This is a genomic window from Aeromonas sp. SER (assembly GCF_038739615.1).
GTDB lineage: Bacteria > Pseudomonadota > Gammaproteobacteria > Enterobacterales > Aeromonadaceae > Aeromonas > Aeromonas jandaei.
Genome location: NZ_JBCGFC010000019.1, coordinates 46042 through 65276, shown reverse-complemented (window position 1 = coordinate 65276; position 19235 = coordinate 46042). Strand labels below are relative to the sequence as shown.

The window sequence follows — 19235 nt, the reverse complement described above, 5'->3', positions numbered from 1 at the left end:
TGCCTCACCGCTGTCGGCATCGGTCACCGTCAGCTTGCCGCTGGCAATGGTCTGGTCAGCCGTGTCTTCCTTCACGGTACCGCTGCCCACATCATCCTTGCCCTGGCCCACCGTCGCACCGTCGTTGACACCGGTGATAGTGATGGTCACTGTGTGCGGAGTGCCATCGACGCTCTGTACGGTGAAGGTCTCGACCTTCTTCTCGCCCGCGCCCAAGTACTGCACCTTGCTGTTGTCGACGTTGTAGGTCCAGGTGCCGTCAGCCTTAATGCTCAGGCTGCCCAGCGCGCCCTCGCTCACCTTGATGCTGGCCGCATCGGTCTTGAACGCCACCTCGTCCTCACCGTCCACGTCGGTCACGGTCAGGACACCGGTATCAGTCAATACATCTGGGCTGGCATCTTCAGTCACAGCGCCGATGTCGTCACCTGCGATGATGGCTGCATCATTGACGGGTGTAACAGTTCCGGTAACACCGGCTGTCGAGCTATTCACACCATCGGTAATGGTGTATTCAAAAGAGATATCACCGTTGAAATTAGGGGCCGGTGTAAAGATCAGCTGGCCATTGCTCAGAGTGACGGAACCATTGCTGATCGCTACCGTGCCACCTTCGGCAATGGCCTGACCATTAATGGCACTAATAGTAAGACGATCACCATCCGCATCCGTGTCATTGCCAAGCACATTGATGGTGACGGTGCCGTCCTCCGCCACAGTGAACTGGTCGTCGCCCGGCAGAGGCGCGGCATTCACCACGCTGTTGTCGGTTCCCTTGGGCGAAGTGTTGCCCACCGGGTCGGTCAGGGTGGCATCTACCGTGATGGGGCCGTTGACTGGCAGATCCGTAGTGGGGATGGTCAGGGTGACCTGGGTACGGCCGATATCGTCAGTCGTCAGTATTCTGCTGGAGTCGGGCACACCATCACCGTTCCAGTCCACATCGAGACGATCGCCAGCCTTGGCATCCCCTGGCAGTCGGATAATCACACTCACCCCAGTTTCACGCTCGTTCGCGGAGATAACATTATCTGCCCCATCCAGGATTTCGACCTGTGGAGCGGAGGGCGCAGTACTGTCAACGTTACCGTTGTCGGTAGCGGTACCTGTATTCCCCGCAGGATCGGTGACACTGGCTGTGACGGTATAAGAGCCCTCAGCCAGGGGCGTGACAACATCGACAGTGAAAGTGCCGTTTGGATTGACTATCGCGGTAAGGGTTTGCTGATTACCATTCGCATCGGTGACCAGCAGGGTCACGATACTGCCAGCCGGAGCATCTGTGGTACCGGTCAGAGTGGGAGTGGTGTCATTGGTGTTATCAGGAGCCGATACGGTGATCACTGGCGGCACAAGGTCGATCAGCTGATTGTCGGTCCCCGGCAAGGCATTGGCGATAACGCCGGTATCGACGGGATTGGTCGTATCAAACCCGGCCTGGGAGATGGTGGCATCACCTACACGGTCGATGGTAACAAAGCCGCCGTTGCCACTGGCGCCAGCAACACCACCGACGCCGCCACCGCCAGCAGCAGGTGCGCCACCCGCGGCAGAGGCTTCAAAAGTCTTGGTCGGGTCAGCACCGCCCAAAATGGCTTGTTGCAATGCATTGATATCGCTCGGAGTGCCGTTTTGTGCCAGCTGGGGCGCATCACCCTCTTCGGCCGACTCGCTCGGCTGACCGGCCGGCTGCACATTGAACGACTGGTTGCCGCCCATAAAGCTGCCACCATCGGGAGAGACAATCACAGCCCCTTTTGGCAGTACATCCCCTTCAACCAACAGCTTCCGGCTGCCGTCTGCGGCAAGCAGGTAAATCTTTCCTTTGAGTTGGGTTACGGTTACGCCCTGTTCCAAGGTAATGGCATTGGTAATCATGTTCTCTCCTGAATCCTGATTTGCATGCAAAAAGCCACAGCCTACTTTGCACACAGGCAGTGGAAATAACCAGTTAGAAAATTCGAAAGAATAGACTGATTTGGGGCTGAACTGTTCAGCCGGCCAGAAGGGTCGGAGCTAACGGAGGGATATAAAATAAAATCAATTTTATCAGTACATTACAGAAATATGGCAGGAGTATGACAAACCATGCACCTGCCATTTCAGAGAGTTATGCACCAGCCCAGAGGATGATGGCCAAAAGCTGTGGCGAGATGATCCGCAGGAACATCACCAGCGGGTAGACAGTGGCATATGAGAGAGCACTGGCGCCGCTGGTCGGATGCATGGCGTTGGCAAAGGCCAGCGCGGGAGGATCGGTCATGGAGCCGGCCAGCAAACCACACAGGGTGAGGTAGTTCATCTTGCCATAGAGGCGAGCCAGCACCCCGACCACCAGCAACGGAATAAGGGTAATGGCGACGCCGTAGAGCATCCATGAGGGGCCATCGCCGTGGATCAAGGTATCGACGAAGCCGGCACCCGACTTGAAGCCGACCACCGCCAGAAACAGCACGATCCCGATCTCCCGCAGCGCCAGGTTGGCACTGGGCGGCATGAACCAGTAGAGCTTGCCGATGCTGCCGATCCGCGACAGGATCAGCGCCACCACCAGCGGTCCGCCCGCCAGGCCGAGCTTGAGCGCGGCCGGGAAGCCCGGCAGATAGAAGGGGATGGAGCCAAGCAGCACGCCAAGACCGATCCCGATAAAGACCGGCAGCATCTGCACCTGCTGCAGCTTTTGCTGCACGTTGCCGACCACATTAGTCACCGCTTCGATGGCATCAAGGCGTCCCACCAGGTTGAGGATGTCACCAAACTGCAGGCTGGTCTGGCTGGTCGGCACCAGCTCGATACCGGCCCGATTGAGGCGAGAGATCACCACGTCATAACGCTGTTTGATGTCGAGATCGCGGATCTTCTTGCCCAACACCTGCTCGTTGGTCACTACCACCCGCTCGACGCGCAGGTCGGTACCACGGGTCGAGAGCGAGGTCTCCACCTCCTCCCCCAGCACCAGCAGCACCTTGTGCAGCGCGTGGCGTTCACCCACCAGGTGGAGCAGGTCGCCCAACTCGATGCGCGAATCGGGCCGCGGCACCATCAGCTCATCGCCGCGCTTGAGCCGTGAGCAGATGACATCGGCTTCGTCGAGACTCGGGATCTCGCTCAGCATCAGGCCATGCATATTGGGGTTGCGCACCGCGATGTTGATGGTCTGCAGGCTCTCCTTGGTCTTGCCGGTCTGCAGCTCGAACTGGGCGGCCTCCTCCTCAACCTTGATGCGAAAGAAGACCCTGATCAGCCACATGGTGAGCAAAATGCCGCAGATACCGAACGGGTAGGCAACCGCATAGCCCATCCCCATCAGGCCGGTGGAGCCGGGGGCTGCCCCAAGTTCACCCAGGATCTGCTGGCCCGCACCAAGCGAAGGAGTATTGGTGACCGCACCGGAGAAGACCCCGAGGATCACCGGCAGCGGCACATCGAACAGCTGATGCAGGGCAGCAGCGACTACGCCGCCGAGCAGCACCAGCAGGGCCGCAAAGCCGTTGAGCTTGAGACCGGAGCTGCGCAGAGAAGAGAAGAAGCCGGGACCAACCTGAATGCCGATGGTGTAGACAAACAGGATCAGACCGAACTCTTGAATGAAGTGCAGGGTTTGTTCATCCAGTGCGAGACCGGAGAGGCCGGCAAAGTGCCCGACTATGATGCCGCCGAACAGCACCCCTCCTATCCCCAACCCGACGCCATAGACTCGCCAGTTCCCCAGCCAGAGCCCCAGCACTGCCACCAGCGACAACATGCTGATGGAAAGCGCGATATCACTCATTGTGTGCATCCTTTGCGAATTGAACTGTCCCTAGCTTGTCAGCAAACGATGCCGCCAACTGTGTGATAACGCACGAATTTATCCTTTGGTGCGGCGAAAATACCAATTAAGGGTTAATTAAACGACATAGCCGTAAATGGCCATAAAGTGACAAATGCTGCCCCCCAGCACAAACAGATGCCAGATGGCGTGGTTGTAGGGAATTCGCTTGGCCACGTAGAAGATCACCCCGAGGCTGTAGACCAGCCCGCCCGCCGCGAGCAGCAGCAGCCCTTCACCAGCCAGATGGATATAGAGCTGATAGATAACCACCAGCGACAGCCAACCCAGCATCAGATAGGTAAACAGCGACAACTTCTTGAAGCGGTTGATGAATATCAGCTTGAACACCACCCCGGCCAGCGCCAGCCCCCAGATCACCACCATCAGCCCGCGCGCCAGCGGCGTATTGAGCGCTACCAGCAAGAAGGGGGTATAGGTACCGGCGATCAGCAGATAGATGGCGCAGTGATCAAACACCTTGCACCAGCGTCGCGCCTTGCCCTCCGCCATGCTGTGGTAGAGGGTCGAGGCGAGATAGAGCAGCACCAGACTGCCACCATAGAGGCTGTAGCTCACCAGCGCTTGCGTGCCCTGCCCCCACCCCTTGATGAGCAGCAGCACCAACCCGGCAATACCCAGCAACAATCCCGCTCCGTGGCTCAGCCGGTTGGCCAGCTCTTCACGGGGGGAGTAATCCATCACACCACTCATAACATTCACTCCGTCATCATTGGCGACACTCTACCCAGCGCCATTTCAGAGTACAAGTGTTCGCTTAAAAAATGGGGTGGCTGTCACCCGCCCCCCTTTGGTGTATGCTCTGCCGCCGATGCCCGACAGAAGCGGCATAGACACCTACCCCGGTGACCTGGTCTGGAGAACCTGATGAAGTTGACTGAGCTGTTTGCACAAGCGGATCCCGCCTTTGGCGAGGCGATGAGCACCTTGCTGGAGACCTTCCACCACTCCGACGACAGTCAGGCCCCCTACCAGCGCGATCTGTTCACCCATCAGCTCGACCAGTCCCGCATGCCCGCCAGCAGCTGCTCGGCCGAGGCCTATCTCGCCCGGCTGGCTACTCTGGTACCCGGCGCCTCTCACCTCACCTCACCACGCTACATGGGTCATATGACGGCACCATTGCCGGCCTTCACTGCCGAGCTCTCTCGTCTGGTGGTGATGCTCAACCAGAATCCGATGAAGATGGAGTCCTCCCGTCTGCTCAGCTTTCTGGAGCGGGAGGTGCTGGCCAAGCTGCACCGCCTCATCTACGGCATGGACGATGCCTTCTACGGCGAACAGATGCATGCCAAAGATGCCGCCCTCGGCGTCATGACCAGCGGCGGCACCATCGCCAACGTCACCGCCCTCTGGCTGGCGCGCAACCGCGCCTGCGGCGACAACCTGTTCGCCCTCTATGAGCAGGGCTATCGCGGCGCCGTCATTCTCGGCTCCCGGCTGATGCACTACTCCTTCGACAAGGGGATGGATCTGCTGGGGCTGGGCGCCCGCAGCGTCTGGCGCCTCGAGACCGACGAGCAGAACCGGCTCAGTCTGGCTGCGCTGGAGCAGGCGCTGATCCAGTGCAAAGAGCAGAAATTGAAAGTGCTGGCGCTGGTCGGTGTGGCGGGCAGCACCGACTTTGGCTCCATCGATCCCCTGCCGGAGCTGGCCGCCATCGCCGAGCGCGAGCAGATCCACTTCCACGTGGATGCCGCCTGGGGTGGCCCGACCCTCTTCTCTCCCCGCTATCAAGACCTGCTGGCAGGGATCGAGCGGGCCGATACCGTCACTCTGGATGGCCACAAACAGCTGCTGGTGCCACTCGGTACCGGCATGCTGCTCTGCCGCCAGCCGGACCTGATGATGGCGGTCAAGCGGGAGGCCCCCTACGCCATTCGTGCCACCTCGTTTGATCAGGGGCGCTTTACCTTGGAGGGCACCCGCCCGGCCAACGCCCTCTATCTGGACGCCGCCTTCCAGCTGTTCGGCCAGCAAGGCTATGCCGACCTCATCGAGGCCAACTACGACCGGGCCCGGCTGATGGCCGAGCTTATTACCAGCAATCCGGCCTTCGAGCTGATGTCTGCTCCGGTGATGAATCTGCTCTCCTATCGCTGCATCCCGCCCCATCTGCAGGGTAAGGTGCTGGATGAAGCGGCCAACGAGCAGATCAACGCCTTCAACGTAGCGCTGCAAAAAGCCCAGCGCGCCGAGGGGCACAGCTTTGTCTCCCGTACCCAGCGCGCCGTGGTGCGCTACGGCGCCCAACCCCTCACCCTGCTGCGCGCCGTACTGCTCAACCCCCTGATTGAAGAGCGCCATATCCGCGACCTGCTGGCCGATCAGCAGCGACTGGGGCTCACCATTGCTCGCCAACTGTTTGGCGACAGCGCGAAACCGGCGTAAAAATGAGCGGTCTTATTCATTTGCCGTTGTCCACCGTGCAGGTAGACTGGGCAAAATTTGCAGGCCATCTTTGAGGACTAGGCGTCAGAAATGAAGCAATTTATTGAATTTATTCCACTTATCGTTTTCTTTGCGGTCTACAAGTTCTACGACATCTACATGGCCACTGGCGCCCTGGTGGTGGTCACCGGTCTGCAGCTCGCCTACAGCTGGATCCGCTATCGCAAAGTCGAGAAGATGCAGCTTTTTACCTTCCTGCTGGTCGGCTTCTTTGGCGGTCTCACCGTGTTCTTCCACGATGACACCTTCATCAAGTGGAAAGTGACCGTCATCAACGCCCTGTTTGCGCTGGGGCTGCTCATCAGCCGCTATGGCTTTGGCAAGAACCTGATCAAGCAGATGCTGGCCAAGGAGCTGCAGGCACCCGACGCCATCTGGGATCGGGTCAACCTCGGCTGGGCCGGTTTCTTTACCGTCTGTGGCCTGCTCAATCTCTATGTGGCCTTCAACCTGCCGCAGGAGATGTGGGTCAACTTCAAGGTGTTCGGCCTGCTGGGGATGACGCTGGTCTTTACCCTGCTCAGCGGTGTCTACCTCTACCGCCACATTCCGGCTGATCAAAAAGAACAGCTGAAAAAATAACCCTCATCAGAAAAGGATTGTCTCATGTGGTATCTCATCTACTCCGAAGATGTTCAGGGCAGCCTGCCGCTGCGCAAGCTGGTTCGCCCCGCCCATCTGGCTCGCCTGCAAGCCCTGCAGGATGAGGGGCGGCTGCTGACAGCCGGCCCCAACCCGGCCATCGATGCCGAGGATCCGGCCGATGCCGGCTTTACCGGCAGTACCGTCATCGCCGAGTTTGCCTCGCAGGCTGATGCCCAGGCCTGGGCCGATGCCGATCCCTATGTGGCGGCTGGCGTCTATGCCAAAGTGACCATCAAGCCGTTCAAGAAAGTCTTCTGACCCGAAGCGAATAGAGAAATAAAAAGGCCGGACTGGAAGTTCACTCCAGTCCGGCCTTTTTGTATCCCGATATCTCGTTTATGCCCTGGCCACAAACCAGGGGTTGAGGATATCTGGCTTGTTGTAGACAAGGGGTGAACCGTCGAGTTGGGTGACGCTGCCCCCCGCCCCCTCCAGCACCGCCTGCGCAGCGCCGGTATCCCACTCGCAGGTGGGGGCGAGGCGCGGATAGAGCTCGGCGCCCCCCTCGGCGATGATGCAGAACTTGAGCGAACTGCCCATAGAAACCAGCTCGATTTCACCAAAGGGAGCCAAGAAATCGAGGGTCTCCTGCGACAGGTGGTTGCGACTGCCCACCACTCGCCACGCAGTTCCTTCACGATGAGGCCGGGTCTGGATGGACGCGCGCTTGCCATCGGCGATGCGCCAAGCACCGAGCCCCTTGCCGCCATACCAGAGTTTGTCCAGCACAGGGACATAGACCAGCCCCCAGCGCGGCGCCCCCTCTTCAATCAGCGCGATATTGACGGTGAACTCGCCGTTGCGGGAGACAAACTCCTTGGTGCCATCGAGGGGATCCACCAGCCAGTAGCGGGACCAGCCGTGGCGCGCCGCCATCACCTCTGGCCCCGACTCCTCCGACAGCACAGGGATATCCGGAGTCAGCCGTGCCAACGCCTGAACGATCACCTCATGAGCCCCCTTGTCGGCCGCGGTCAGCGGACTCTCGTCGCTCTTGTACTCCACCGCGAAGGGCTGGCTGTAGATGGCCATGATGGCCGCCCCCGCAGCGCGGGCGACAGGTTCAAGTTCGGTGATATCGGGGTGGTACATAACAGGCTCGATCAGTGAGTGAGAAACTCAGTCTATCGCGTTTGTCATCAACCGCTTATAGCTGATTGCACTGGATTATATTGCCCGCGCTTCTCCTGTCCCGTGCTGCCATCGGCCGGTACCAGCAGCACTTCGATACCGGCATTGCGCAGGCCGGAAAGAATATCGGCAGGCACGGCATCGTCGGTGATCAGGGTGTGAATACGCAGGGTATCGATGATCTTGTGCAGGCTGCGCCGGCCAAACTTGCTGGAGTCGGTGACCACCACAATCCGCTCGGCCACCTGACACATGCAGCGGTTGAGGCGTGCTTCGTCCTCATGATGGGTGCTGACGCCGCGATCCAGATCGATGCCATCCACCCCGAGAAACAGCATGTCAAAGTGGTAGTTTTGCAGGGACTGCTCTGCTTGCGCACCGTAGAAGGAGAGCGACTTGCGGCGCAGATGTCCACCCGTCATCAGCAGCTCCACCCCTTCTGCTTCGAGCAGTTCATTCGCCACGTTCATGCCGTTGGTCATCACCAGGATCTCCTGATGTCCCTTCAGATGACGCGCCACCTCCAGTGTTGTCGTCCCCGAATCGAGGATAAGGCGACAACCGGAGGGCACCAGGGTCGCCGCCAGCGCGCCGATCCGCTGTTTCACCGGTGTATTGAGCACACTCTTGTCGGCAATGGTGCGCTCCGGCACCGTCTGGCCCGGCTCGCACAACAGGGCGCCGCCGTAGGCGCGCACGGCCACCCCCTGCTTCTCCAGAAAGGCCAGATCGTTGCGGATAGTCACGGTAGAGACCTGATAGTGACTCGCCAGCTCGTTGACCTGAACGCTGCCATTGCTGCGCAGCTGCTGAATAATCCGCTCCCGCCGCTCGCTGGTTCCGAGCGCACCTTTTTCGCTTGTTTGCATAGTTCTTCTGCCGGAATGCTGTAGTGAAAGATCGCTTTCACTTCGTTACGTTTGCATATTAACGCTCAGCGAAGGTGCCAAATCAAGCCTTCATTACGCTTTACCACCACTCTCACCATCTTTCCCTACTATTCAAACCCTTTCGATACCTTTCTTTTTGTGATCCCTTTCAAGATCTGACGACTCTTTTGTTTCGTTTTCTTTTCCTCCCCACTACCGTAAAGAAAAGAAATCGAAAGAACATTTCCATACGCAGCAACCAAGGGACATCAAAATGAAATCCATGCTGGCACTGGTCGAAAGACATAAACAGGGAGAACAGACCGGGATCTACGCCGTCTGCTCCGCTCACCCGCTGGTGCTGGAGGCCGCGCTGCGGCTGGCCGCCGAAGGGGATGAGCTGCTGCTGGTCGAGGCCACATCCAATCAGGTGGATCAGTTTGGCGGCTATACCGGCATGACCCCCGCTGACTTTCGCGATCGTCTCTACGAGCTGGCGGCACAGTGTCACTTTCCGGCGCAGCGTCTCATTCTGGGGGGCGACCATCTGGGCCCCAACCGCTGGCAGGGGGAACCGGCCGAGCAGGCCATGGCCCATGCCGGGGATCTCATCGCCAGCTATGTCGCGGCCGGGTTCAAGAAGATCCACCTCGACTGCAGCATGTCCTGTCAGGGCGATCCCGTTCCCCTGACCGATGAGCTGGTCGCTGAAAGGGCGGCACGGCTGGCGCAGATCGCCGAGCAAACCTGTCTGGCCACCTTTGGCGAGAGCGATCTGGTCTATGTGATTGGCACCGAGGTGCCGGTGCCGGGCGGTGCCCATGAAGATCTTGCCGAGCTGGCGGTCACCACGCCGGAGGCGGCACGCCACACCCTCGAGGCCCATCAACAGGCCTTCAGCAAGGCGGGGCTGGCCCATATCTGGCCGAGGGTGATCGGTCTGGTGGTGCAACCCGGCGTCGAGTTTGACCATACCCGCGTCATCGATTACCGGCCCGAAAAAGCGGCCCCTCTTAGCCGGATGATCGAAGCCTATCCCCACATGGTATTCGAGGCCCACTCCACCGACTACCAGACTCCCGAGGCTTACCGCCAGCTGGTACGCGACCACTTTGCCATTCTCAAAGTCGGCCCAGCCCTCACCTTCGCCCTGCGCGAAGCGCTGTTTGCCCTTGCCGCCATCGAGGAGGAACTGGTGGTTGCCAAGGCCTGTTCCGGTCTGCGCAAGGTGATGGAAGAGACCATGCTGGAGCGACCCGACTTCTGGCGTAGCCACTATCAGGGCAGTGCCAACGAGTGCCGGCTGGCCCGTGGCTACAGCTATTCGGATCGCATTCGCTACTACTGGCCCGATAGCCGGGTCGATGAGTGCTACGCCAGATTGCTGGCCAATCTGGCGGCGGAGCCAATCCCGCTCCCCCTGCTGAGCCAGCATCTGCCCCTGCAGTATCGCAAGGTGCGTCAGGGCACGCTCTCGGCCAATCCCCATGACCTCATTCTCGATCAGGTGCAGGAGGTGCTGCGGCACTACGCCAGCGCCTGCACTGCGGCCTCTCGCCGCCATTCCCAGCTCGACCCCGTTGTATAAGGAGTTGCAGACATGATCCTTGGTTATTCAGAAGAGATGTTGCGCAGTGCCAATGGCCTGGCGACTGCCCGTGAAATTCGCCAGCAACCCGCCACCTGGCGCGAGACCCTCACCATGGTCGAGGAGTGCCGTCCAGCATTGACCCGTTTTCTGGCCCCCCTGCTCGCCCGACAAGAGCTGCGCATTATCCTGACCGGGGCTGGCACCTCCGCCTTTGCCGGTCGGGCGCTCGCCCCCTATCTCTCGGCCCACCTGCATGCCCGGGTCGAGGCGATCGCCACCACGGATATCGTCACCGACCCGGCCGAGTATCTGGCCGAAGATTGCCCGACCCTGCTTATCTCCTTTGCCCGCTCCGGCAACAGCCCCGAGAGCGTGGCGGCGGTCGAACTGGCCAGCCAGCTGCTCAGCGACTGCCACCATCTGGTACTGACCTGCAACGGTGAAGGGGCGCTCTATCGCCGCTGCCAGCAAGATGCCCACTCTCTGGCCCTGCTGATGCCGCCCCAGACCAATGATCGCAGCTTCGCCATGACCAGCAGCCTGACCAGCATGATGCTGAGCTGTCTGGCTCTCTTTCTGCCAGAGCGGTTCAACCGCCAGCGCTGCGAGCAGCTGGTCACCACCAGTGACGCCATTCTGGAGCAGGTCGTACAGCGCGTACCGGCCTGGAGCGAGCCGTTGCCCGAGCGGGTCATCTATCTTGGCAGCGGCAGTCTGCAAGGGGTGGCGCAGGAGGCGGCACTCAAACTGCTGGAGCTGACCGCCGGCCGTCTGGTCGCCATGTTCGATTCCCCCACTGGTTTTCGCCACGGTCCGAAATCGGTCGTCAACGAACAGACGCTCATCGTGCTGCTCATCTCCAACGACCCTTACACCCGGCAATACGATCTGGATCTGCTGCGCGAGCTGCGAAGCGATGGCAAGGCCGCCCGGGTGGTCGCCATCGCCGACCAGCACCATCCCGCCATCGAGGAGGGGGAGCACATCTATTTGCCCGCCACCCTGCATGGCGACGATGCCCAGCTCGCCTTCTGCTACCTGCTCTATGCCCAGTACTACGCCTTCCATACCTCGCTGGGACTGGGGATCAGCCCGGACAATCCCTGCCCCACCGGTCAGGTCAACCGGGTCGTACAGGGGGTCAATATCTACCCGTTCCACCAAGAAGGAGTGCTGTGATGCCCAATATCGTATTGAGCCGGATCGATGAGCGTCTGATCCACGGTCAGGTCGGCGTCCAGTGGGTCGGCTTTGCCGGTGCCAATCTGGTGCTGGTTGCCAACGACGAAGTGGCAGAGGACCCCATCCAGCAGAACCTGATGGAGATGGTACTGGCCGAAGGCATTGCAGTGCGGTTCTGGCCGATCCAGAAGGTGATCGACAACATCCACAAGGCGGCAGATCGCCAGAAGATCCTGCTGGTCTGCAAAAACCCGACCGATTTCAACACCCTGGTTCAGGGAGGTGTCCCCATCTCCCGGATCAACGTCGGCAACATGCATTACGCCGACGGCAAGCGTCAAATCCACAAGACCGTATCCGTGGACGAACAGGACATCACCGCATTTCGCGCCCTGCGGGACGCCCGTGTCGAGTGCTATGTCCAGGGCGTGCCGACCGAACCGGCACAGGACATTTTCAATTTGCTCTGATTAAGGACAATTGTGATGGAAATCAGTTTGTTACAAGGTCTGCTGCTTGGCATCCTGGCGTTTTTCGCCGGACTCGACCTGTTCAACGGTCTGACCCACTTCCACCGTCCCGTGGTGCTGGGGCCGCTGGTTGGCCTCATCCTCGGCGACCTGCCCACCGGTATTCTGGTGGGCGGCACCCTGGAGCTGGTCTGGATGGGGTTGGCCCCGCTGGCGGGGGCGCAACCGCCCAACGTCATTATCGGCACCATAGTCGGCGCCACCTTCGCCATCACCACCGGGGTCAAACCGGATGTGGCGGTCGGCGTTGCCGTTCCCTTCGCCGTGGCCGTGCAGATGGGGATCACCTTCCTCTTCTCGGTGATGTCGGGGGTGATGTCCCGCTGCGATCGCATGGCCGAAGCGGCTGACGTGCGCGGTATCGAGCGGGTCAACTACCTGGCACTGCTGGCGCTGGGCACCTTCTACTTCCTCTGTGCCTTCCTGCCCACCTACTTCGGGGCCGAACATGCCAAGGCGGCCATCGACGTGCTGCCCGCCCGCCTCATCGACGGCCTCGGCGTTGCTGGCGGCATCATGCCCGCCATCGGTTTTGCCGTGCTGCTCAAGATCATGATGAAGAACGTCTATATCCCCTACTTCATCCTCGGTTTCGTCGCTGCCGCCTGGCTCCAGTTGCCGGTACTGGCCATCGCCGCCGCCGCGCTGGCCATGGCCCTGATCGACTTCATGCGCACCACCACCCCGCAAGCTCGTCCAGTTCAGGAGGAAACCGAAGATGGCATCTAACAACACAGCTGCGCGGATCATCTCCAGCGCCGAACCGCACAATACCCGGCCACAATCCGACGACACCTATGAAGATCAGCAGCTTGGCGCCGAGCTGACCAAGCAGGATATCAACCGCTTTGCCTGGCGCTCTCTGCTGTTGCAGGCCTCCTTCAACTATGAGCGGATGCAGGCCTCCGGCTGGCTCTATGGGTTGCTGCCGGCACTGCAGAAGATCCACACCAATCAGCGGGATCTTTCGCGGGCCATGAAAGGGCACATGGGCTTCTTCAACACCCACCCCTTCCTGGTCACCTTCGTGATGGGGATCGTGCTGGCGATGGAGCGCTCCAAGCAGAACGTCAACAGCATCCAGAGCACCAAGATTGCCGTCGGTGCACCGCTCGGCGGGATCGGCGATGCCATGTTCTGGCTCACCCTGCTCCCCATCTGTGGCGGCATCGGGGCAGATCTGGCGCTGCAAGGCTCCATCATGGGTGCCGTGGTCTTCTTCCTGCTGTTCAACGTGGTCCACTTCGGCCTGCGTTTTGGTCTGGCGCACTACGCCTACCGCATGGGGGTTGCGGCCATTCCGGTCATCAAGGCCAATACCCGCAAGGTGGGGCATGCCGCATCCATCGTCGGTATGACGGTGATCGGCGCGCTGGTCGCCACCTATGTGCGTCTTGGCACCACGCTGGAGATCACTGCCGGTGATGCAGTCGTTAAGCTGCAGGCGGATGTGCTCGACAAGCTGATGCCCGCCTTCCTGCCGCTGCTCTACACCCTGGCAATGTACGCCCTGATCCGCAAAGGCTGGAGCCCGCTGCGCCTCATCGTCATCACGGTGGTACTCGGTATCGTCGGCAAGTTCGCCGGTTTCCTCTAATCCGGAGCCGGCAGCAAGCCGGCCCCCTTTGCAGTAAAGGAACAGACTATGTTGGGCATCATCATTTGTGGTCATGGCGGTTTCGCCAGCGGTCTGGAGCGCGCCATGCTGCAGATCCTCGGCGAACAGGACGCGGTTATCGCCATCGACTTTCCCGAGAGCTCCACCACCGCCCTGCTGCAGGCACAGTGCGAAGCGGCGCTGGCAGAGGTCGACAAGGGGGATGGCGTGGTTTTCCTGACCGACCTGCTCGGCGGCACCCCGTTTCGGGTCGCCTCAACCCTCTCACTGCACCAGCCAGAGCGGGAGGTTATTACCGGTACCAACTTGCAGCTGCTGCTGGAGATGGCGCTGGAACGCGATGGCCTCAGCGCCCGTGAATTCCGCCAGCAGGCCCTTGATTGCGGCCACCGGGGTCTCACCTCGCTGGCAGATGAGATGAGCAAAGAACGTCAGACAGATGCCGCTCTCGTCGAGGAGGGCATCTGATGGCCTCACGGATCCGTGCCCGTCGCATGCTGACCGAACAGGGTTGGCTGGAACATCAGGAGCTCACCCATGAAGGGGGCATCATCACCGCCATCGCTCCCATCACGGATGGAAAGCCGGCGCGGGATGTCGAGCTGCTGGTGCCTGCGCTGATCGATGGTCATGTCCACGGCGGAGCTGGCGTCGATGTCATGGATAGCGATGGCAATGCCTTGGCTACCTTGTCGATGGCCAAGGCGGCAGAAGGGGTCGGCGCTTTTCTTGCCACCACGGTCACCGCCCCACTCCCCGAGATAGAGCAAGCCCTTGTCCGGATTGCCGACGGCGTTGCCCACGGCATGCCGGGCGCCGAGCTGCTCGGCTGCTATCTGGAAGGCCCCTACTTCACTCCGGACAACAAGGGCGCCCACGATCAGGCGCTGTTTCGGGAGCTGGATATTGCCGAACTGACCCACCTGCAAGAGCTGGCGCGCGGCAGCCTGAAGGTGGTCGCACTGGCACCGGAAAAGCCCAATGCCATCGCAGCCATTCACCATCTTGCCGCAAACGGCGTGCGGGTAATGCTGGGCCACTCGGCGGCGGATCACGACACCACCATGGCGGCACTGGCAGCGGGCGCCTCCGGGCTGGTGCACTGCTTTAACGGCATGCGCGGCCTGCACCACCGCGAACCCGGCCTGGTCGGTGCGGGCCTTGTCCATCCCGCAGCCTGGCTGGAGCTGATCGCCGATGGCCATCATCTCCACCCGAGCGTGCTCAAGCTCTGTCACTGCTGCGCCGGCCAGCGCCTGCTCTTGGTCTCCGATGCGATGCGCGCCGCCGGTATGCCCGACGGTCACTATCTGCTTGGCAACTATCGGGTCGAGATGAAAAACGGTGTGGTACGCACCGACACCGGCGGCCTGGCGGGCAGCACCCTCACCCTGCTTGGCGCCGTACGCAACATGGTGCAGCTGGCGAACGTACCGCTCGATGAAGCCATCGCAATGGCCTCGCTGGCACCAGCAAAGATGCTCGGCATTGCCGATCGTCTCGGTTCACTGGCGGTTGGCAAACAGGCCAACCTGCTCGCCCTCACCACTGAACTCAATCAACAACACATCTGGGTAGCTGGCCGGGAGATAAACCCGCCCCAGCTCTCCTCCCTTTTCTCAGGATCTCGCGTCAATCAGGACGCTCAGGAGTCACTATGTATCTGATCTCTTCCCATGAAATGCTCAAAGATGCCCAGCGCCGCGGTTATGCCGTACCGGCTTTCAACATCCACAACCTGGAAACCGTGCAGGTGGTGGCCCGCACCGCCGCTCGCATGCGCTCTCCGGTGATCCTGGCTGGTACCCCGGGTACCTATCGCCATGCAGGGGTCGAGTATCTGGTCTCCATCTGTCAGGCCGCCGCCCATGAGTACCGTATCCCGCTGGTGCTGCATCTGGATCACCACGAAGACGAGCAGGACATCCACTACAAGGTCGAAGCGGGTATTCGCTCCGCCATGATCGATGCCTCGCACTTTCCGTTTGAAGAGAACATCGAGAAGGTGCGCAGCGTGGTGACCTTCTGCCACCGCATGGGGGCCAGCGTCGAAGCGGAGCTGGGTCAGCTGGGCGGTCAGGAGGATGACCTCATCGTCGATGCCGCTCATGCCAAATTTACCGACCCGCTCAAGGCGGCCGAGTTTGTCCGCCGCACCGGTATCGACTCGCTGGCCGTGGCCATCGGCACCGCCCACGGCCTCTACAAGGAGGAGCCCCGCCTCGACTTCGCCCGCCTCGCCGCCATTCGCGAGCAGGTGGATATTCCGCTGGTGCTGCACGGCGCCTCCGGCGTACCGGAAGCCGATGTGCGCCGCTGCATCGAACTCGGGATCTGCAAGGTCAACGTTGCGACCGAACTGAAGATCGCCTTCGCCGATGCGATGAAAGCCTTCCTTGGCTCTCATCCGGATGCCAGCGACCCGCGCCAGTATCTGGTGCCCGCCATGGCCGCCATGGAGGAAGTCGTCGAGGCGAAAATCCGTATGTGCATGAGCAATAACAAGATTTGATAACAATAAAATTACGGTAACAGGTCTGGGAGATAATAATGATGGCTCGCGCATCCTTGCGAAATAAGGTATGGGAATTTGCCCAGAGTTTGGGGAAAACATTCATGTTTCCCGTCTCTCTGATGGCATTCATGGGATTACTGCTGGGGGTGGGATCATCCATTACCAGCCCCTCCACCATAGATAATTTTCCTTTTCTTGGTGGAGAATATACCCAGCTCGTCTTCAATCTGGTGGCAACCGTAGGCAGCTTCGGCTTTACCTATCTGCCCATCATGTTTGCCATCGGAATTCCGATGGGATTGACCGAAAAGAACAAGGGTGTCGCGGCCTATTCCGGTTTCGTCGGCTATATGGCGATGAATATCGGAATCAACTTCTATCTTGCCAGTACCAATCAACTGGCTTCGCCGGAAAATATCAAACTGGCGGGGCAAGCCATGGTGATGGGGGTTCAGACCCTCTCCATGGGGGTGCTGGGTGGCATAGTGTCGGGGATCGTGACCTACTTCATCCATCGCCGTTTCTATAACCTCAAACTGCACGACGCCTTCTCGTTCTTCAGCGGCTTGCGCTCCGTGCCCATCATCACCGTGCTGGTCATGTCGCTGATAGGTCTCGCCATGCCGCTCTTCTGGCACTATGTGGCGCTCGGTATTACTGCGGTCGGCAACATGATCATCTCTGCCGGCTCTTTTGGTGCCTTCCTCTACGGAGTGGCCATTAACCTGCTCAAACCGCTCGGTTTGCACCACATCATGCTGGCCATGGTGCGCTTTACCCCGGCAGGCGGTACCGAGCTGGTCAATGGCGAAACCATTTCCGGCGCTCTCAATATCTTCTTCGCCCAGTTGAAAGCGGGTGACCCCATCAGCCCGGCAGCAACCGCCTTCCTGTCGCAAGGGTTTATGCCGACCTTTATATTCGGTCTGCCTGCTGCAGCGTTGGCCATGTATATGGCAGCCACGCCCGGCAATCGAACCAGAATCAAGAGCCTGATTATCTCCGGGGTACTGGTCTCTATCGTGACCGGTATTTCCGAGCCCATCGAATTCCTGTTTCTGTTTGTCGCGCCGGTACTCTATCTGTTCCATGTCTTTATGACCGGCGCCGCGCTCTTTGTGGTGGCCATGTGTGGCGTCACCATCGGCAATACCGATGGCAGTGCACTCGACCTGCTTATTTTCGGCATCATGCAGGGCTGGCAAACCAAGTGGTATCTGATTATTCCCATTGGCCTTATCTGGTCTGCCATCTATTTCACCGTCTTCTACTGGTACATAAAGAAATATGACATCAAGACCCCCGGCAGGGATGAGGTCGATGATATCCAGATTGCGAAACACGACCCGGCCGTGATCCTGAGCGCCCTCGGTGGCAAGGAGAATATCGTCAGTCTGGACAACTGCGTTACCCGGCTGAGACTGGTGGTACACGACATGGGCAAGCTGCAGGAGAAGATCCTGAAACAGGCTGGCGCTCTCTCCGTTGTAAAAATCGACGAGCACAGCGTGCAGGTCATCATTGGCGCTCAGGTTCAAACCGTGAAGGATAATCTCGATGCTCTCCTGTAAAGATCGGGAGGCTCTGCGCCTCCCCAACCCCTCTACCGACTTGCAACCCTCCCGTTTCGACGAGCTGGCAGATCGCATCAGCGACAAATGCCGCAAGTGGGATATGAAAGTTATCGAGAGCCGCTTTGGCCCCGTTCCTGCAGACAGCATTCCCATGTGGATTGCCGATATGGATTTCAAATCACCGCCGGCTGTAGCTCGCAAGTTCAGCGAAATCATCAGCTGGGGCACCTTCAGCTACACCCACTGCATCGATGATTTCTACGAGGCGATCATCAACTTCCAGGCCCGCCACCACAAGGTCGCCGTGGAGCGGGAGTGGATCACCCTCTCCTATGGCACCGTCTCCACCCTGCATTACACGGTGCAGGCATTCTGCCAGCCGGGCGACAGCATCATCATGAACACCCCTGTCTATGATCCCTTTGCCAAGGCGGCCGAAAGGCAGGGGGTCAAGGTTGTCGCCAACCCGTTAGCCCTGAGCAAAGGGCGATACCGGATCGATCTGGCGAAGCTGGAGGAGCAAATCATTGGCCACAAGCCCAAAATCTATTTTCTCTGCTCACCCCACAACCCGTCGGGCAGGATCTGGAGTCAGGCCGAACTGGAAGCCGTTGCCGACATCTGCCTGCGCCATCAGGTGTTGATGATGGTCGATGAAGTGCATGCCGAGCACATCATCCATGGCGAATTCGTCTCCTTTCTGGCACTGGAGGAGCGTTACCGCAACAACATGATGCTGATGAGCTCGCCCAACAAGGCATTCAATCTGGGCGGATTGAAAACCTCCTACAGCATCATTCCAAATCCGCAGATCAGAAGCCGGTTCAGAGCTCGCCTTGAGCAGAACTCCATCACCTCTCCCAACGTATTCGGGCTCTGGGGAATTATCACCGCCTATAACGAGTGCGATGAGTGGCTGGCTGACTTGAATCTCTATCTGAGAGAAAACTACACCCTGCTGGCGCGCTACTTCAGGGAGAACCTGCCCGACTTCCAAGTCATGCCGATGGATGCCTCCTATCTGGTCTGGGTCAATACCAAAGGGAGCGGAATGAGCGCAAGCGAGGTGACCCGCAGGTGGGCAGTCGAAGCGGGGGTCATCATCGAAGATGGCTCCCACTACGTCAGCGATGGCGAAGAGTATGTGCGGATCAACATAGGCACCTCCCGCCAGCTGCTCGGTGAGGCGCTGCAGCGTCTGGGAAGATGGGCACAGCAGCAGGTCTGACGGCTGTCGATATTCCCATCGGCAGAAACAACAAAAGGGACGCCATGGCGTCCCTTTTGTTTCATATGG

18 protein-coding genes are annotated in these 19235 nt (G+C 59.7%); 13 read left to right on the top strand and 5 right to left on the bottom strand.

Annotation, left to right across the window (positions count from 1 at the left end; genetic code table 11):
- The 3 genes from AAHA41_RS20630 to AAHA41_RS20620 all read right to left on the bottom strand — a co-directional run.
- Positions 1-1878: retention module-containing protein (locus AAHA41_RS20630; protein ID WP_342697338.1), on the bottom strand; the 1878-nt coding region annotated here is incomplete at its 3' end.
- 232 nt (positions 1879-2110) lie between these two features.
- Positions 2111-3772, bottom strand: a complete 1662-nt coding sequence (locus AAHA41_RS20625; RefSeq protein ID WP_043849840.1) for a putative transporter — start codon at positions 3770-3772, stop codon at positions 2111-2113.
- A gap of 117 nt (positions 3773-3889) precedes the next feature.
- Positions 3890-4525 (bottom strand): hemolysin III family protein, encoded by a 636-nt coding sequence (locus AAHA41_RS20620; protein ID WP_323070463.1) that lies wholly within the window; start codon positions 4523-4525, stop codon positions 3890-3892.
- Positions 4526-4699: 174 nt separating this feature from the next.
- Between AAHA41_RS20620 and AAHA41_RS20615 the strand changes: the two genes are divergently transcribed.
- From AAHA41_RS20615 to AAHA41_RS20605, 3 genes are all read left to right on the top strand, one after another.
- A complete protein-coding gene (locus tag AAHA41_RS20615) occupies positions 4700-6223 on the top strand; it encodes an aminotransferase class V-fold PLP-dependent enzyme (RefSeq protein ID WP_323070464.1) in 1524 nt (507 codons plus the stop codon).
- A gap of 90 nt (positions 6224-6313) precedes the next feature.
- Entirely contained in the window at positions 6314-6865 is a 552-nt protein-coding gene (locus tag AAHA41_RS20610; RefSeq protein ID WP_323070465.1) for a septation protein A, read from the top strand.
- Positions 6866-6889: 24 nt separating this feature from the next.
- Positions 6890-7186, top strand: coding sequence for a YciI family protein (locus AAHA41_RS20605; RefSeq protein ID WP_323070466.1), 297 nt, complete (start codon positions 6890-6892; stop codon positions 7184-7186).
- A 78-nt stretch (positions 7187-7264) separates the two neighbouring features.
- On the opposite strand, the gene cysQ is transcribed toward AAHA41_RS20605, so the two are convergent.
- Positions 7265-8020, bottom strand: coding sequence for a 3'(2'),5'-bisphosphate nucleotidase CysQ (cysQ, locus tag AAHA41_RS20600; RefSeq protein WP_323070467.1), 756 nt, complete (start codon positions 8018-8020; stop codon positions 7265-7267).
- A gap of 47 nt (positions 8021-8067) precedes the next feature.
- Positions 8068-8928: a DeoR family transcriptional regulator gene (locus tag AAHA41_RS20595; RefSeq protein ID WP_201968388.1), complete on the bottom strand. Its 861-nt coding sequence runs from the start codon at positions 8926-8928 to the stop codon at positions 8068-8070.
- Between the two features lie 274 nt (positions 8929-9202).
- Here AAHA41_RS20595 and kbaZ point away from each other — a divergent pair, with 274 nt between their 5' ends.
- The 10 genes from kbaZ (at position 9203) to AAHA41_RS20545 (ending at position 19166) form a co-directional block, all read left to right on the top strand.
- Positions 9203-10516 (top strand): tagatose-bisphosphate aldolase subunit KbaZ, encoded by a 1314-nt coding sequence (gene kbaZ, locus AAHA41_RS20590; protein WP_203130044.1) that lies wholly within the window; start codon positions 9203-9205, stop codon positions 10514-10516.
- Positions 10517-10528: 12 nt separating this feature from the next.
- A complete protein-coding gene (locus AAHA41_RS20585) occupies positions 10529-11698 on the top strand; it encodes an SIS domain-containing protein (protein WP_323070468.1) in 1170 nt (389 codons plus the stop codon).
- The gene (agaV, locus tag AAHA41_RS20580; protein ID WP_323070469.1) at positions 11698-12171 is read left to right on the top strand and encodes a PTS N-acetylgalactosamine transporter subunit IIB; all 474 of its coding nucleotides are present in this window, start codon (positions 11698-11700) and stop codon (positions 12169-12171) included. The genes AAHA41_RS20585 and agaV overlap by 1 nt, the downstream gene beginning before the upstream one ends.
- 15 nt (positions 12172-12186) lie before the next feature.
- A complete protein-coding gene (gene agaW, locus AAHA41_RS20575) occupies positions 12187-12960 on the top strand; it encodes a PTS N-acetylgalactosamine transporter subunit IIC (protein WP_005354369.1) in 774 nt (257 codons plus the stop codon).
- Positions 12950-13828 (top strand): PTS N-acetylgalactosamine transporter subunit IID, encoded by an 879-nt coding sequence (gene agaE / locus AAHA41_RS20570; RefSeq protein WP_139733326.1) that lies wholly within the window; start codon positions 12950-12952, stop codon positions 13826-13828. Before agaW ends, agaE begins: the two co-directional genes overlap by 11 nt.
- A 48-nt stretch (positions 13829-13876) precedes the next feature.
- On the top strand, positions 13877-14317 hold the full coding sequence (agaF, locus tag AAHA41_RS20565) for a PTS galactosamine/N-acetylgalactosamine transporter subunit IIA (protein ID WP_323070470.1): 441 nt from the start codon (positions 13877-13879) through the stop codon (positions 14315-14317).
- On the top strand, positions 14317-15516 hold the full coding sequence (nagA, locus tag AAHA41_RS20560; RefSeq protein WP_323070471.1) for an N-acetylglucosamine-6-phosphate deacetylase: 1200 nt from the start codon (positions 14317-14319) through the stop codon (positions 15514-15516). The genes agaF and nagA overlap by 1 nt, the downstream gene beginning before the upstream one ends.
- Positions 15507-16361 carry a tagatose bisphosphate family class II aldolase gene (locus AAHA41_RS20555; RefSeq protein ID WP_043849849.1) on the top strand — a complete coding sequence of 285 codons (855 nt, stop codon included), beginning with the start codon at positions 15507-15509 and terminating at the stop codon, positions 16359-16361. Before nagA ends, AAHA41_RS20555 begins: the two co-directional genes overlap by 10 nt.
- Positions 16362-16465: 104 nt before the next feature.
- Positions 16466-17935: a maltose/glucose-specific PTS transporter subunit IIBC gene (gene malX, locus AAHA41_RS20550; RefSeq protein ID WP_231556890.1), complete on the top strand. Its 1470-nt coding sequence runs from the start codon at positions 16466-16468 to the stop codon at positions 17933-17935.
- Positions 17922-19166 (top strand): PatB family C-S lyase, encoded by a 1245-nt coding sequence (locus AAHA41_RS20545; RefSeq protein ID WP_323070472.1) that lies wholly within the window; start codon positions 17922-17924, stop codon positions 19164-19166. The genes malX and AAHA41_RS20545 overlap by 14 nt, the downstream gene beginning before the upstream one ends.
- The last annotated feature ends 69 nt before the right edge of the window (positions 19167-19235 follow it).